Annotated in this window: 11 protein-coding genes; 4 read left to right on the top strand and 7 right to left on the bottom strand. The window is 70.3% G+C overall.

Annotation, left to right across the window (positions count from 1 at the left end):
• Positions 1-55 precede the first annotated feature (55 nt).
• From G447_RS0108740 to G447_RS0108720, 5 genes are all read right to left on the bottom strand, one after another.
• Entirely contained in the window at positions 56-1,480 is a 1,425-nt protein-coding gene (locus tag G447_RS0108740; protein WP_005867487.1) for an aggregation-promoting factor C-terminal-like domain-containing protein, read from the bottom strand.
• A 54-nt stretch (positions 1,481-1,534) separates the two neighbouring features.
• The gene (locus G447_RS0108735; protein ID WP_005867498.1) at positions 1,535-2,686 is read right to left on the bottom strand and encodes a resuscitation-promoting factor; all 1,152 of its coding nucleotides are present in this window, start codon (positions 2,684-2,686) and stop codon (positions 1,535-1,537) included.
• Positions 2,687-2,863: 177 nt separating this feature from the next.
• Positions 2,864-3,775, bottom strand: coding sequence for a TatD family hydrolase (locus G447_RS0108730; RefSeq protein ID WP_026430766.1), 912 nt, complete (start codon positions 3,773-3,775; stop codon positions 2,864-2,866).
• A gap of 156 nt (positions 3,776-3,931) precedes the next feature.
• Positions 3,932-4,516, bottom strand: coding sequence for a DJ-1 family glyoxalase III (locus G447_RS0108725; RefSeq protein WP_026430765.1), 585 nt, complete (start codon positions 4,514-4,516; stop codon positions 3,932-3,934).
• A 133-nt stretch (positions 4,517-4,649) separates the two neighbouring features.
• Positions 4,650-8,084, bottom strand: a complete 3,435-nt coding sequence (locus G447_RS0108720; protein WP_026430764.1) for an ABC transporter ATP-binding protein/permease — start codon at positions 8,082-8,084, stop codon at positions 4,650-4,652.
• A gap of 118 nt (positions 8,085-8,202) precedes the next feature.
• Here G447_RS0108720 and G447_RS0108715 point away from each other — a divergent pair, with 118 nt between their 5' ends.
• Entirely contained in the window at positions 8,203-8,790 is a 588-nt protein-coding gene (locus G447_RS0108715) for a GNAT family N-acetyltransferase (RefSeq protein ID WP_005870143.1), read from the top strand.
• 47 nt (positions 8,791-8,837) lie between these two features.
• Here the strand turns inward: G447_RS0108715 and G447_RS0108710 are convergent, their stop codons facing one another.
• Positions 8,838-10,748, bottom strand: coding sequence for a cation:proton antiporter (locus tag G447_RS0108710; RefSeq protein ID WP_026430763.1), 1,911 nt, complete (start codon positions 10,746-10,748; stop codon positions 8,838-8,840).
• A 246-nt stretch (positions 10,749-10,994) separates the two neighbouring features.
• On the opposite strand from G447_RS0108710, the gene G447_RS0108705 reads away from it, so the two are divergent.
• Positions 10,995-11,642 (top strand): methylated-DNA--[protein]-cysteine S-methyltransferase, encoded by a 648-nt coding sequence (locus tag G447_RS0108705; protein WP_005870147.1) that lies wholly within the window; start codon positions 10,995-10,997, stop codon positions 11,640-11,642.
• A gap of 28 nt (positions 11,643-11,670) precedes the next feature.
• Here G447_RS0108705 and G447_RS0108700 read toward each other — a convergent pair whose 3' ends face one another.
• The gene (locus tag G447_RS0108700; protein ID WP_026430762.1) at positions 11,671-12,987 is read right to left on the bottom strand and encodes a YkvI family membrane protein; all 1,317 of its coding nucleotides are present in this window, start codon (positions 12,985-12,987) and stop codon (positions 11,671-11,673) included.
• A 226-nt stretch (positions 12,988-13,213) separates the two neighbouring features.
• Between G447_RS0108700 and G447_RS0108695 the strand changes: the two genes are divergently transcribed.
• Together G447_RS0108695 and G447_RS0108690 are read left to right on the top strand one after the other, a co-directional pair.
• On the top strand, positions 13,214-14,494 hold the full coding sequence (locus G447_RS0108695) for an MFS transporter (protein ID WP_034476936.1): 1,281 nt from the start codon (positions 13,214-13,216) through the stop codon (positions 14,492-14,494).
• Positions 14,495-14,645: 151 nt separating this feature from the next.
• Complete coding sequence (locus tag G447_RS0108690; protein WP_005870145.1) at positions 14,646-15,380, top strand: ABC transporter ATP-binding protein; 735 nt, start codon at positions 14,646-14,648, stop codon at positions 15,378-15,380.
• Positions 15,381-15,382 lie beyond the last annotated feature (2 nt).

Below are 15,382 nucleotides of genomic sequence, written 5' to 3'. Positions count from 1 at the left end.
GGCGACGGGGGGCGGTTGGCGGTCACGGGGACGAGTCTAGTGGGCGCTGGCCGTATCAGTACCAGCCCACGGCGTTGGAGTGCGCCCACGCGGAGCACGGCGTGCCGTAACGCCCGGCGATGTAGCCCAACCCCCAGTTGATCTGGGTGACCGGGTTGGTCTGCCAGTCGGCTCCAGCGGAGGCCATCTTCGAGCCCGGCAGGGCTTGGGGGATGCCGTAGGCACCGGAGGAGGCGTTCTGCGCGTGCGGGTTCCACTGGGACTCGCGGTTCCACAGCTGGACGAGGCACTGGTACTCGGAGTCGGACCAGCCGCGCGCGGCCACGAGCGGGCGCGCCAGGGATCGGGGGTCCTCGCCCGAGTAGACGAGGGGGACATTGGGCGTGGGAGCGCCCGCGCCATTGCCCGACGAGCCGCCCGCCTCCTGGGTGATCTTCGCGATCTCCTCGGGCGTGGAGATCGAGCCGAGCTTGGCGCGGTAGCGCACCGAGGTGGTGCCGTTGGACTCCGTGCGCTCCTCGAGGGTGGCCTTCGGGTCGATGCCCGCCGCGATGAGGGCCGCGGGGGTCGCCTCCTTCGTCCCCTCGCTGCGCACTTGGGCGACGGGCGGGGTCGTCGCGTGCTCGGTGAGCGGCACCGAGGTGAGGACCTTGTCGCCGTTCTGCTCCTGCCACACGGTCCACGTGGTGACGCCGTTGACGCCCTGCGTGGTGACCTCGGACTCCCCGACGAAGAGGTCGGAGGAGGTCGTCGTGGTCTCGGAGAAGGGGATCTCTGCGGTCTCGGTGGCCGGTCCACGGGTCACGCGCTGGACGTCGACGGTGAGGGCGCCCGCCTCGTCGGTGGACACGGCGACCCGGTCGAGGGGGTGGACCGCGACGCCCGCGTCGTGCAGGGTGGCCCGGGCGTCCTGGCCGGGGCGCGCCTCGATCTGCTTGCTGGTGCCGTCGGCGTTGAGGACCACGGAGCGCTGCCGGGAGACGAGGGGAGTGAGCGAGTCGCGCGAGGAGGAGCGGTCAGCGGCCAGGGACACCTTGGAGCCCAGGGCTCCGGCATCGGCGAGGATCGCATCGGCGGAGGCGGCCGTGGTCCACACCGTGCGGACCTTCCCGTCCACTGCCACTGAATAGGGCTTGGCGGAGCGCACGACGATGGTGTCGCCGTCGGCCAGGGCCTCACCGGCCCCGGGCTGGACCAGGTCGGAGTCGGCGACCCGGACCCCTGCGGCTTTGAGCGCGTCGGACACTGTGTTGTTGCCCCACACCGCGACAGGGCGGCTGACACCGTCGACCTCCAGCATGACGTTGACGTGCGAGGAGGCGATGGACACCCCCGCCGTGCCGAGCACGATGGCCCCCGTGGCCGTCGCGCAGGCCAGGACCATGACGGGCGACGGCGCGAAGGCGCGGAGGCGCCCACCGATGGCGTGGACCGCCATGGAGACAGCGGACGGCAGGGACACTTTCAGATGCGTGCTCACGGTTCTCCTGGTTGCACTGGCCTGGGACTACTCATCGTAGCGAAACGGGGCGCCTCAGACGAGGCCCAGTTTGTATGCGCATCCCCACTGGCCCCAGCCCGCGCGCTGCTGGAGCATGCGGGCCCGCATGGTCTGCTCCTCAGCGCTGGCCTCGGAGGGCAGGCCGGTCCCTCCGACGCTGCGCCAGGTGGGCAGTGAGAACTGGTACATCCCGTAGTAGCCGTTGCCCGTGTTGGTCGTGGGGTTGCCGCCGGACTCGCATTGGGCGATGGCCGCCCAGATGGAGGCGTCGTCCCCGCTGGGGGCGGAGGCCCCGGAGTCGGACGGGGCGGAGGATCCGGACGAGCCGGAGGACGGGGCGGATGGGGCGGGAGCGGGCTGCGCCGCCTCCTTCGTCCCGTTCGCGACGATGCGGGCCGTGGGCTCGGTGCGGGTGGTGGAGAGCACGGCGTTGACGGTGACCACCCCGTCGATGCTCTCCTGGTAGGCGACGGTGGTCTCCGAACCGGCGGCGCCCTCTTGCACCGTCTTCGTCGTGCCCTTGTCCAGGGTGTCGTCGTCGCGCTCCTCCGTGGTGTAGTCGATGCTGGTGGAGGAGGTGACGTTGCCACGGGTGACGCGCTGGACGCGCAGGGTCACGCCGTCGGCGCCGCGGTGGAAGGCGACCCGGTCGAGGGGGCCGGCGCTCACGCCCGCCTTCGCGAGGATCGCCGAAGCGCCGTCCAGCCCGGTTGCGGTGACGTCCGTGGTCTCGCCGTCGGCGGTCACGTGGACCGTGTCCGCGCCGACGGGCATCTCGGCGCGGGACTGCGAGCGGTCGGCTGCGATCGCAACACTCCCGGCGGAGGGGACCGCGTCGAGGACCCCGCTCACGGAGGAGGCCGTGGACCACGCGGTGGTGGGCGCGCCGTCGACGCTCACCCGGTACTCGGTGGCGGTGCGGACCACCACCGTGTCGCCGGAGGCGACGGAGGATTCGGGGGCGGGGGCGATGAGGTCGTGGTCGCCCGTGGTGATCCCACCGGCGCTGATGGCGTCCCCGACGGTCGAGAAGAAGCCGGAGACCCGCTGGGAGGCTCCATCCACCTCGATGGTCACGGTGCGGTGGGAGGCGTAGGCCAGGCCCGCGGCCCCGCCCCCGATCACGAGGGCCGCGGCAGAGGCGGCGGTGATGACTGTGCGCCGGGTGTGCTTGAGTGTCCTCACGTGGCTCCAGACGTTGTAGGTACCGGCAGGCAGGCCCTCTGGCGATGGGCGCCCTTTCCCGGCTTGTCCCCCACACCGTAACCAATTTGTTACAGGAGCGCGAAATCCATGTGCTGTACCACACCAAGCTCGTTCGTCACAATAAGCTGGGCCACCCGTTCCACCCAGTGGCGCGGCTTACCACTCGCCATACACGCGCACTGAGTTCGCCATCAGCTGCTGGCACGCCGATTCCTCATCGACCTCCCATAGATCGGCGATGAAACGGACCGTATGGGATATGACGTAGGACGCGTTCGGGCAGCCACGGTAGGGCGCGGGCGTGAGGTAAGGCGCATCCGTCTCCACCAGGACCAGCTCTCTGGGCAGGGCGAGGAGGGCTTCGCGCAGGTGCCCGTTCGCCGGGTAGGTCACAGGCCCCGCGAAGGAGGCGTACCAGCCGTTCTCCGCCAGGGCCAGGGCCATCTCGCGGTCGCCCGAGTAGCAGTGGAAGACGATCCCGGGCACGCCCGCCCCCGCCTCGGCGAGGACCCCCAGCGTCTCCCTGTGGGCGTCGCGGTCGTGGATCTGCAGGGGCAGTCCCGCCTGGCGGGCGAGTTCCAGGTGGGCGCGGAACGACTCCGCCTGCGCGCCGCGGCCCTCCTGGGCGGTGCGGTAGAAGTCGAGGCCGCTCTCCCCCACCGCCACCACAGCGGGATCCCCCAGGTGCGACTCCACTTCCGACAGCGCCTCGTCCAGGGGCACGTGGTGGACGCGCACCTGCGGGACCAGGCCGTCGGGCGAGGGCTCGGCCACGCCCGCGTGCAGGGCCGCCTCGTTCGGGTGGAGCGCCAGGGCGACGCGCACCCCCTTATGGGCGCGGGCGACCTCCAGCATCGGATCGAAGTCGGGGATCTCGCACGCCGAGGAGACCACGCGTTCCACGCCCACCCGCCGGGCACGCTCCAGCTGGTCGTCCAGGCTGAGGCGCTCGCCCTGCGGGGAGGGGATCTGGCCGGGGTGGACCGGCAGGTGCGTGTGGTTGTCCATGACGGGCCCCGCCAGGGGGGCGGCGGGGTCCGGCCAGCGGCGGGGCGGGCGCTTGCTCATGCGGGTGTCCTTCTTTCCTCGGTGCGGTGGGCGCGGGGCCCGGCGCGGCGGCCCCGGCAGGGGCGCTGGCGCACGCCGGGCGGGCACCGCGGCGCTGCCGGTCCGGGTCGGCCGTGGCCGCGCGGGACAGCCGGGCGCCAGTGCGCGGCAATGGGTTCAGTGGCTGTGGATGATTCCGGCGCGGACGGCGTCGGCGGCCCCGTCGCCCAGCATCTGGCGCACCAGCTCGAGGCCGAGGTCGAAGGCCGTCCCCGCGCCGCGGCTGGTCGTGATGGCGCCGTCCACGACGACGGGCTTCTCCTCGGCGGTGGCGCCGCCCTGCGCGATCGCCTCCATGAACGCGGGGTTCGCGGTGGCGCGACGACGGTCCAGGACCCCCAGCTCGGCCAGGATGGACGGTGCGGCGCAGATCGCGGCTATCGGTTCCCCCGCGTCGGCGCGGCGCAGAATCTCGAGGGGGACGGCGGGGCACGCCTTGAGGTGCAGGGTTCCGGGCATGCCGCCGGGCAGGTACAGCAGGTCGTAGTCCGCCAGTTCCACATCGGCGATCAGCGCGTCCGCAATAATGCGGACCCCGTGGGAGCTGACGACCTCGAGGGACTGCGAGACCGAGACGAGGTCGGCGCGGATCCCGGCGCGGAAAAGGGCGTCCACGACGGCCAGGGCCTCCACCTCCTCGCATCCGGCGGCGAGCAGGACGGCGGCCTTCTTGTCGGTGGCGAGCTGTGGGGGTGTCGGCATGGCGGCTCCTTCGCTGGGCGGGACGGGTGGTTGCGCGACCAGGCTACGCCACTTCGCACAGCACCCACGATTGTCCGGTAAATGACGGTCGGGGGCCCGATCCCAGCACGGGCTCCTCCGGGTCCCGGGGCGCCTACTCCGAGCGCAGGGCCTCCACAGGATCCTGGCGGGCGGCCCTCGAGGCCGGGATGAGGCCGGCGAAAACAGTGAGCCCCACCGACACGGCTATGAGCGCCCCGGCCGCCACGGGCGACAACTGCGCGATGCCGTGCACGTCGAACACCGAGGAGACGACCGCGTTGACGAGGGAGCACAGGCCGTAGGTGATCCCCACCCCCATGACGCCCGCCAGGAACCCCTCGATCACGGTCTCGGCGTTGAACACGCGGGACACGTCGCCCTTGGAGGCGCCTATCGACCGCAGGATGCCGATCTCCTTGCGCCTCTCCAGGACCGAGATGTACGTGATGATCGCGATCATGATGGAGGAGACCACCAGGGAGATGGAGACGAAGGCGATGAGCAGCCACGAGATGACGTCGATGATACTGGTGACCGAGCTCATGAGGGTGCCCATGAGGTCGGTGTAGGTGATCGCCTTGTCCGGGGCCCCCGCGCTGACCTGGTCGGCGCTGTAGGCGTCGAGGATCTTCTTCACCTCGTCCTTGTCCGCGAAGCTCTTCGGGTAGATGCTGATCGTGGTCGGCGAGTCGATGGCCGCCCACCCCAGGCCCCTCAGGTTCGTGTCGTAGTCCGGCACGTTCGTGCTCATCATGGTGGCCATGAGGGCAGCCAGGGACTTCTCGTCGAAGTTCATGGAGAACGCGTCGGCGAAGGCGCCGGGGTCGATGGACACGGCCGAGCTCATGGCCTCGGCGAAACCGTCCATCGCGGAGGAGATCCGCGCGCGGATCTGCTCGGCGAACCCCTCCATCATCTGGCCCATCGCCTGCCCCATCGTGTCGCTCATCATCTGGCTGAGGACCGCGCCCATTCCTTGGCCGAGGAGTCCGGAGAGCTGACCGGCGATCTGGGTGGAGATCGCGTCGGCGATCTGCTGGGACACGGCCTGCGCGATCTGGGCGATCGCCGGGTCGTCCCCCAGGGCCTTGGTGAGGTTGGCGATGAGTTTGCCCGAGTCGATGACCTGGTCGGAGGTGACGGCGTCGGTCAGCTGCCGGAGGACGTCGGCGGATTTCATGTAGTCGCTGACCAGTTCCACCAGGTCGATGTCGGGGATGCCGTCGCCGTCCAAGTCGGGGGCCTTCGCCGCCTGCTCGCGCACGTAGGCGATGAAGTCCTGGGCGATCTGCGAGGCACGGGACGCCAGGTACTCGCCCGCGCCCTCCTTCACGGCACCGTCCTTGAGGGCAGCGGAGACGATCCCCGCGAAATCGATGTCCGCCAGCTGCGGGAACTGCTTCGTGAGCTCCCCCAGGTCCATGCCGGGCAGCAGGCCCGACTGGGCCCCCGAGGGCACCAGCGCGGACGGGTCGAGCCCACTCAGGTCCATCCCCGACATGTCGAGCTGCGAGAAGTCGAAGCCCGACAGGTCCAGGCCGGAGAAGTCCAGAGCGGACATGTCCATCTGCAGTTTCGACGGGTCGATCTGGAACGCGGCCCCCAGTTTGCCCTCGTCCACGCTGAACAGGGAGGACATGTCAAAACCCGACGCCTTGTCCTTCTGGCCGTCGGCGAGCTCCTTGAAGGTCTTTCCGGTGAACACGTCGATGGTGGGCGAGGCGATCTGGTCCTTGACGATCTGGCTGGCCCCCGCCTCGTCGATGACCCGGTAGGTGAGGTCGGCGGTGTAGCCGATCCCCTGGCGCAAGGGGGTGCGGCTGGAGGACTTGGGCTTGACGATCCCCGTGATGGTGAGGCGCTGGCCCTTGGAGACCAGGTCCTTCATGTAGTCGGTGTCGGCGGAGTGGTCGGTCCACACCCGGTACGTGGAGTCGTAGGTGTACTGGTCCGGGGCGTTGACGCGGGAGAACGCCGTGCCCAGGATCTGCGAATAGTCGTACACCGTGGGCGAGGCTCCCCCGGCGCCCGACTGCGCGCCTGACTGGGGGGAGCCAGCCCCCCGGCCCATCTGCCCCGAGTAGTACGAGCGCATGAGGGACTGGAGGTCCTTGTGGTCCTTGAGCCCGAGGGTGTACTCGAAGACATCGGAGATCTGCCCCTCCGCGTCCAGGACCAGGACCAGGTCGTCGGCGCCGGTGGGCCACGTCCCGGCGAGCACGTCGTAGGCGTCCGCGTACAGGGACCGGTCCGTGGGCATCTGGTAGAAGGCGTCGGTGGACAAGGAGGTGGAGGACATGGGGTTCGCGCTGCCGCCCCTGGCGGAGGCGATCGGTGAGAACGCCGGCTCCGGACTCACCTGGTTGAGTCCCTTGCTGGTGTCCTGCTGGAAGATGAGGGGGGTGGTCCCGTAGCCGTACTCGACGGACGAGGCGTGGGACCTGATGCCGCCGCCGTTGTTGTCCAGGTAGACCTTCAGGGATTTGAGGTCGTTGGTCTTCGCGTTCTGGATCATGCCGGTCAGGGACTGCCGCGACGAGACCCTCACTCCCCCGGGGTCCCCCTCCGTGGACGAGCCGCCCAGGACGGCGCTGCTCATCATCGACTCCATGGAGAACCCCTGTTTCTGGATGGTCAGGGGGTAGGAGCTGAGCGCGTCCTCCTCGGTGCGCTGGATGTAGGCGTTGGCCCCGTTGGCCAGCGCCAGGATGGCCGCGATGCCGATGATGCCGATCGACCCCGCGAAGGAGGTCATCAGGGTGCGGCCCTTCTTCGTCATGAGGTTGTTGAAGGACAGCGCCAGGGCGGTGAGGAAGCCCATTGAGGTGCGCCTGGCCGGCTTCGCCTCGCGGACCTCCTCGGTGCCGGGCGTGAACGGCTCGGAGTCGGCGACGATCCGCCCGTCGGCCAGTTCGACGATGCGGGTGGCGTACTGGTGGGCGAGTTCGGGGTTGTGGGTGACCATGATGACCAGGCGGTCCTTGGCGACCTCGCGCAGCAGATCCATGACTTGCACGCTCGTCTTCGAGTCGAGGGCGCCGGTCGGCTCGTCCGCCAGGAGGATCTCCGGGTCGTTGATGAGGGCGCGGGCGATGGCGACGCGCTGCATCTGCCCGCCGGACATCTGGGAGGGCAGTTTGCGGACGTGCTCGGACAGCCCCACGCGGTCTAGGGCGTCGAGGGCGCGCTTGCGCCGCTCGCCCCGGGACACTCCCGACAGGGTGAGGGCGAGCTCGACGTTGGCCAGGACGCTCTGATGGGGGATGAGGTTGTAGGACTGGAAGACGAAGCCGATGCGGTTGTTGCGGTAGGCGTCCCAGTCGCGGGCCCTGTAGGCCTTCGTGGAGACGCCGTCGATGACGAGGTCGCCCCTCTGGAAGCGGTCGAGTCCGCCGATGACGTTGAGCATGGTGGTCTTGCCCGACCCCGACTGCCCCAGGACCGCGACGAACTCGTTGTCCCGGAAGGCCACCGACACGCGGTCGAGGGCGACTTGGACCAGGTTCGCGGTCCTGTAGGCCTTGGTGATCTCGCGGAGCTCCAGCACGGTCAGCCCTCCTCCTCCAGCACGGATTCCCCTCCACCCTAACGCCGCCCGGGTTCCGCGAGCGCGCCCTCCTCCCCTGGTTCTCCCCTGATTTCCACCATCCCGTAGACTACGGCACATGACGAGCGCTCCACTGACGCCTGTTCGCGTTCCCCTGCGCGGGCCCATCGCCTCGCAGGTGCACGCCCTCTACCGCCGGGCGTTCCCCCCTGAAGAGCGGGTCCCCCTGCCCCTGCTCCACGCGAGCGCGATGCGGCGGCGCGCCATTTCCTTCACGGCGTGGGTGGACCCGGAGCTGTCCGACCCCTCGGCGCACGACGCGGAAGTGGTCGCCTTCACCTACTCCTTCGTGTCGAAGGACCTCGTCTACCTGGCTTTCCTGGCGGTGGACGACCGGCTGCGCTCGGCGGGCTACGGGAGGCGGATCCTGGAGTGGTTCGCCGACGAGCACCCGGATCTGCCTTTGTTCCTGGAGATCGAGCCCATCGACGAGTCCGCCGGCAACTACGGCCAGCGCCTGCGCCGCCTCGCGTTCTACCAGCGCAACGGCTTCACCGTGTCGAATATGCTCACGCACGAGGCCGGCCAGACCTTCCGGGTCCTCCACAGGGGCCCGGGCGCCGGCGCCATCAGCGCGGAGCGCCTGGAGAGAGAGCTCAACGCCTTCGGGGCGGGGCTCGTGCGCACCCGCGTGACGACCGACTGAGGGCGCCCGAGGGCAACGCGCCCTAGTGCCCCTGAGGGCGTCGTGCCCTAGTGCTCCGGGCCGTGGGAGCCCAGGACCAGGAGGATCTCCTCATTGTCGAGGCGTGCGAGCGCCCCGTCGAGGGCGACGGAGGAGAAGACCCCTTCGTCGCGCGCGTCCAGCAGCGCCTCGCGCTGGGCTTGGATCGCTTCGAGGGCGAGCTCGCGGATCTGGCAGCGGGTGAAGGCTCGGGCGACCTCGTCCGCGTCAGTGGGCCCATCCGCCGGGCCAGCTCCATCGGCCCCGGCGCCCGCGGGGATGTCCGCGAGGACCGCCCGCAGTCCTTCTATGGCTCGCTCTTGCGCGCGCGGGGGCGGAGCACTGTCCCCCTGGGCGTGCTCGATGCGTGCGAGCGTGTGCGACAGGCCGGCCTGCGCCAGCTCCTTGCCGTCCATCTCCTGGATGGCCTGCGCCAGCGCGGTGTCCACGAGAGCGGACCCCATGACCTGGGCGAGGAGCCTGCGCTCCTCGTCATCGACCTCGCCCGACGCCATCTGGGGTTTCACCAAGCGGATGACGGCGGGCAGCGTCAGCCCCTGGATGATGAGCGATCCGGCTGCGACCAGGAGCGCGACCAGCAGAAGGAACCCCCGCATCGGCACGTCCTGGGCGATCGTCTGCGAGGCCGCCAGGGTGATGGCCCCGCGCATCCCCGCCCACACGACGACGGCGCCCTCGCGTGGCCCCAGGGGCTCGTTCGCGAAGTACTCCAGGTCTGAGCCGCGGCGCGTCTTCCGCCGTTGGACGCGGTCGAGGCGGCGGTGCCACCTGTTCAGAGCGGCGCGCCATTCCTCCTCGGAGAGGTTGCGGGCCTGGAGCACCTCCTCATCGACCGTGCACGCGTCGGCGAGGCGCTCCTCGAAGACCCCGATCCGGGCCTCGTCGCGCTCGTGGCGGCGTTTGGAGTGCTTGCGCCTGTGGTCCAGCCATGCCAGCAGGGCGCTGACGAACCCCGCCCGGACCGCGACGGTGGCGCCCCCTGCGACCACCGCCACCAGGGCGGCGCGCCCGAGCCCCTCATAGCCGGTGCCGGTCGCCTCGTCGGTGACGATCCCGTAGGCCTGCAGGCCCATCACGAGGAAGACCCCGCTCTCGAGCACCACTGTGACGGTCGACCAGTTCTGCGTGGCGAAGCGCCTGTTGTTCGCCGAGATCAGGCCGACGCGGCGGATGGACACGACCAGGCCCGCCACGACGGCGGCCACCAGGCCGGACCCTCCCAGGTGCTCGGCCGGGATGGACGCCAGGAAGGGCATGGCGAAGGAGAAGACCGTGTCGGAGGTGGGATCCTTCAGGCGGGCGCGCACCCGCACGCCGAGTTCGCCGACGGCCCAGCCCACCCCGATCGCGACCACGAGCGCGATCAGGAACGCGGAGGCCAGGGCACTGGGGTTGAGCGCGTTCTCGCTGGCGGCGACGCCCGCGCTGGTCGCCGCCGCGAGGAGGACGAGGGCGGTGGCGTCGTTGAACAGCCCTTCGCCCTCCAGCACGGTGATGATCCGGTGGGCGACCCCGCTGCGCTTGGCGATGGAGACGGCGACCGCGTCGGTCGGCGAGATGACGGCGCCCAGGGCGATGGCCCAGGGCAACGAGACCTGTGGGACCATCCAGTTGACCAGGAAGCCGATGGCGGCGGCGCTGATGACGACCAGGGGGATGGCCAGCATGGCGACGGCGGACAGCTCGCGCCGGAAGTCCATGGTGGGCATCCGCACCGCAGCGGAGAACAGCAGCGGGGGCAGGACCATTTCCAGAACGATGCGGGGGTCGATCCTGACGGGGGCGACCACGGGCAGGAAACCGATCGCCAGGCCCACGCCGAGCAGAATCAGCGGCGACGCCACTCCGACGCGGGGCGCGGCGAACTGGCAGGCGACGATGATGAGCATTCCGATGAGGAAGATGGGCAGCGGTTCCACCTTTCCAGTGTAAGTGGGCGCCCCCTCGCCAGCGGCCTGCGCCCCCGGTCGCGGGCTCGCGGGAATCAGGTCCCCAAACCTCTGTGCCCCGGCCCACAAAGGACGTATCCTTAGAGTCCATAGAAAGGAGCGGCGCCGACTGCTGAAGCGGAACCCCCCGGTTCCCCCGGCGTCCCGGCCCAGTCGCGAGGCCCCGGACCAGGACGTCGGCACACGCCCCGGCAGTGGCCGCGACCGCCCGGGATTATGCGCACGAAGACGTTCCCCACCAGTGATGATCTCGCTATCGCCATCCACCGCGGCCCGTTGGGCCCGATGACCCTCGCCGCTCACGGGGGCACTCTGGTGGGGGCGTGGTTCTACCGGCAGCGCTTCTTCGGCGCGCCCTATGGTGTGGACGAGGCAGTGGTCGGCTTCGCGCGCGACGCCGCGGACCCTGCGCTGCGCGCGGCGGACGCGTGGCTGGACGCCTACTACGCCGGCTCCAACCCCCCGCTGGACTTCCCGCTGCGCGCGTACGGGAACGACTTCCAGCTCCGCGTGTGGGACGCCCTGCTGCGAGTCCCCTACGGGACGACGACCAGTTACGGCAAGCTCGCCGAGGCGCTCACCCAGGAGTCGCAGCGCCCGCAGGGAACCGGCGCGCAGTCCGGCAACGGGGGCAAGCGCGCGGCGCACCGCACGGCGGCCGCCTCCAGGCCCGTCTCCCCCCGGGTGGTCGGCTGGGCGGTGGGGCGCAATCCGATTTCCCTGTTCGTTCCGTGCCACCGGGTCCTGAGCGCGTCAGGGGGCGTGTCCGGGTACGCCGGGGGCGTGGACCGCAAGGAGTGGCTGCTCGCACTGGAGTCGGGCAGGGTGGTCGCGGGCCTCTTCGGCGGCGTCGAAGGGGCGTGAGCCTCCCGGGGAGGCACCGGAGCCGGGATCAAGCGCTTCGGGACTCCACCAACTCGGCGACCTTGTCCTCGTCCACCGGCAGGTTCGCGTGGGCGAAGGCGCGCACGTCGTCCTCGTTGGCCACGATCTGCCCGGCGAGCTCGTCGGCGTCGGACCGCAGCTGGGAGGCATCGGCCACCGAGGCCTCGGCCAGCGCGCGCACGTCGCGCCGGTGCTCGGTGGTGTAGGGGGCGCGGGGCGCGTGCTTGTGCAGCAGGAGGCGGACCATTTTGCGGCGCAGGTTCTCCTCGCGGCCGATATTGTGGCGCTCGCGCCACCAGCCGGCGGCGACGACCACCATGAGACCCATGCCCAGGTGGCCCAGGATCGGGTACATCATGCCGACCAACGATTTGAAGCCCGCCATCGAGGCGGCCAGGCCCGCGGCGACGACCCCGATGAGGATGAGGCGCATCCTGGCCTCGCTGCCGCCCGCGAAGCGCCGTGCGACCGAGTAGAACAGCGAGAACACGGTGTTGTAGATGAGGGCGAAGATGGCGAGCGTGTAGACGAGCGCGAAGAAGGGGTGGACCGAGCGGGCGATCTCCTGCATTGGCACGTCGACGTCCTTGACGGTTCCGACGTTGAGGAACAGGGTGATGCCGGTGAGGGTGACCACCCCGGCCAGGATGACGCCCCCGATGCGCCCGGCACTGCGCGCCACGTCGATGCGGAGCACGGAGCCGCCGAGCACGAAGGCCATCGCGACACCGCCCAGGACGCACAGCGCGCAGTAGTTGAGGGCGGACAGCCACACATTCGGCAGCGCCGGGACGACGGAGCGGGCGGCTGCGTCGAGCTGTTCGACCGGCGGGTGGGACTGGGTGAGGGTGTGGGCGGTGAGGACCAGGATCAGAACGACGATCACCGGGGTGAACACGCCGATGACCCGGGTGATGCGGTCGATGTCGAGGAACGCGGTGACCACCACCAGGAGGCCGCAGATGACGGCGCCCCACATGGTCGGCAGGCCGAATGCCTGCTGCAGGTTCGCCCCCGCCCCGGCCAGCATGACGAATCCCATGATGAAGCTGGAGGCCACCAGGACGACGTCGATGAGGCGGTTGACGACAGGGTGGGCGATCCGCCCGAACACCTCGTCGTGGTGGTCGGAGCGGAAGTAGGAGCCCAGCTGCAGGGCGAGCGAGCCGAAGACCATGTTGAGGCCGCCCATGACCGCGATGCCGAGCACGCCCATCACCCCGAAGCTGAGGAAGTACTGGAGCAGGTCCTGTCCCGAGGCGAGTCCGGCGCCCGCGACGACCCCGACGTATGCCATCGCGACGGAGAGGTTCTTCTTCGGCATGTTCGCCTTTCAGTTCGTTTCCCGCCATTATCAGCGGTTGAGACGCGAACCACCGTACGCGACGCGCCGGGCCGCGGCGGCCGAAGGGGATGCAACTCACGCCGCGTGCTTTGCAAGGTTTTTATGAAAATGAAATACGGATTTGATCCAGAACCGCACCACCGATCGGCCCCGGAGGCCCCTGGACCCATTGACCAGCGAGAAGCGCCACGCTACCCTCGTTCAAATGACGCCGGACACACCCCCCGCCCCCGCGCCGGTGAGCGCTTCCGGGCGCCCGCTGGCGCCGAACTGGTGGTGGGTGGTCGCCACGATCTGGAGCGGCCAGGCGTTCTCCGTCATCACCAGCGGGGCGTCGGGGTGGGCAATCATCTGGCACGTCACCACCACCGAGGGCTCGGCCCTCAAACTCGCCCTCGTCATGGCCCTCTCCCAGTTGCCCCTGGGGCTGCTAGCCCCCCTGGGGGGCCTGGCAGCGGACCGGTACAACCGCCGTGCCGTCATGATCGTCTCCGACTTGGGCGCGGGGTCGATGTCACTGGCGCTGGCCGTCCTGGCGTGGTTCGGGCACGGCGCCTTCGCCCTCATATGCGTCTTCGCGGCGCTGCGCAGCTGCTTCCAGGCATTCCACTTCCCAGCGATGAGCGCCGCAATGCCGATGCTGGTCCCCGAGAAGCACCTCATGCGCATCAACACGCTCGACCAGGCCGTGAGCGCCATGTCGAACATCGGCGGCCCCGCGATCGGCATCGCCCTCTACTCCGCCTTCGGACTCCCCTTCACACTGGGGCTGGAGTTCACGGGCGCGCTGCTGGCGGTGGCCGGCCTGGCGCTGGCCAGGATCCCCTCGGTCGAGGCGGAGATGCCCCCGACCGTCATGGGGCAGATCCGCCAGGGGTGGAGGGCGCTCAGCACCAACCGGGGCCTGGTGGTCCTCATCGCCGCCCTCACCGTCGGGATGATGGTTTTCGCCGCCATCCAGGCGGTGTACCCGCTCATGGCGAAACAGCACTTCGGCGCCGATGGGGCCATGGTGTCCCTCGCCGAGGCGATCACGGGCTCGTGCATGCTGGTCGGCGCGCTCATCATGATGGCCTGGGGAGGGGGGAAACGGCTCGCGCTGCTCATGAGCTGCGCGACCATGATCGTCGCGCCCCCAATTGTGGCCATCGGGCTCCTGCCCCCGGGTGGGTTCTGGGCGTTCGTGGTGCTCATGGGCTTCGCCTGCGTGTTCCTGGCGTGGTTCCACTCACCCCTGATGACGCTCATCCAAAGGCACATCGAAGAGGACAAGGTCGGGCGCGCACTGGGCTTCTTCCAGATGATGCTCGGATTGGCGATGCCCGTCGGCGTCGCCCTGGGGGGCGCCATCGCGGAGCGGACGGGCGTGCCCGCGCTCTTCACCGCCGCGGGCCTGGTCTTCGGCGCGCTCGGGGCGTTCATGTGCGCCGCCCCCAGCGTCCGCGCGCTCGACGCCCCCGCGCCCGCCGCCGACGGCCCGCAGTAGCCCGCCAGCAGGCGGGAGCGTGGTTGTCCACTGGAGATGGCGATCGCGCGCCGCCCCTGGCGCCCGGGCCGCCCGCCGCTGTTCCATAGGAATCGGGAGGACCGCCCTCCCCCGGGGCCGGGCGCCCCGCAGACGGATGGAGGAGGGCCCGATGGGATGCGTGGTTTCTGCGCGCGGCGTGTGGAAGGAGGTCTCCCAAGGGGGCGTACCGCTCACAGTCCTGCGCGACTGCTCCCTCGACGCCGGTCCCGGGGTGACCGCCCTGGTCGGGCGCTCGGGGGCGGGAAAGACCTCCTTGCTCCACATCATGTCGGGCTTGGACGCCCCGACCCGCGGCGCGGCCGTGGTGGACGGCCAGGACTTGGGCGCCCTCAACGAGGCGCGGCGCACCCGGTTCATGCGCGAGCGCGTCGGCTTCGTGTTCCAGGACGCGAACCTCGTCCCCTACCTCACCCTCGAGGAGAACGCCGTCCTTCCGCTCGAGCTCGCCGGGGGCAGGGCGGACCCCGCGCAGGTGGACCGCCTCTTCTCCCGTTTCTCCTTGGCGGGGAGGCGGCGCACCAGGGCGGAGGCCGCCTCGGGGGGCGAGGCACAGCGCTGCGCGGTCATCCGCGCGCTCCTCAGCGCCCCGAGGGCGCTCTTCGCGGACGAGCCCACCGGGGCACTGGACTCGGGCAACTCGCGGGTTGTGCTCGAGGCGCTGAGCGCGATGGGCGAGGACGGGACGACGGTCGTCATCGTCACCCACGACCCGGCGATCGCCTCGTCGGCCGACCGCGTGGCGTTCATGCGCGACGGGCGGATCACCCGCGTCGCGACCGCGCTGTCCGCCGGGGAGGTCCTCGAGGGGATGGACCAGCAGTGCGGGGAGGCGCCCGGTGCCTAGGC

It is taken from the genome of Schaalia georgiae DSM 6843 (assembly GCF_000429245.1).
Taxonomy (GTDB): Bacteria; Actinomycetota; Actinomycetes; order Actinomycetales; family Actinomycetaceae; genus Pauljensenia; species Pauljensenia georgiae.
The sequence above is the reverse complement of the archived record's forward strand: the minus strand, read 5'-3'. Positions and strand labels throughout refer to the sequence as shown.

What these genes read in the sequence shown, in the direction of transcription:
- G447_RS0108730 (WP_026430766.1), bottom strand. Translation starts at nt 3,775, where the DNA reads ATGAGCAAGCGCCCGCCCCGCCGCTGGCCGGACCCCGCCGCCCCCCTG.
- G447_RS0108725 (WP_026430765.1), bottom strand. Translation starts at nt 4,516, where the DNA reads ATGCCGACACCCCCACAGCTCGCCACCGACAAGAAGGCCGCCGTCCTG.
- G447_RS0108715 (WP_005870143.1), top strand. Translation starts at nt 8,203, where the DNA reads ATGACGAGCGCTCCACTGACGCCTGTTCGCGTTCCCCTGCGCGGGCCC.
- G447_RS0108705 (WP_005870147.1), top strand. Translation starts at nt 10,995, where the DNA reads ATGCGCACGAAGACGTTCCCCACCAGTGATGATCTCGCTATCGCCATC.
- G447_RS0108700 (WP_026430762.1), bottom strand. Translation starts at nt 12,987, where the DNA reads ATGCCGAAGAAGAACCTCTCCGTCGCGATGGCATACGTCGGGGTCGTC.
- G447_RS0108695 (WP_034476936.1), top strand. Translation starts at nt 13,214, where the DNA reads ATGACGCCGGACACACCCCCCGCCCCCGCGCCGGTGAGCGCTTCCGGG.
- G447_RS0108690 (WP_005870145.1), top strand. Translation starts at nt 14,646, where the DNA reads ATGGGATGCGTGGTTTCTGCGCGCGGCGTGTGGAAGGAGGTCTCCCAA.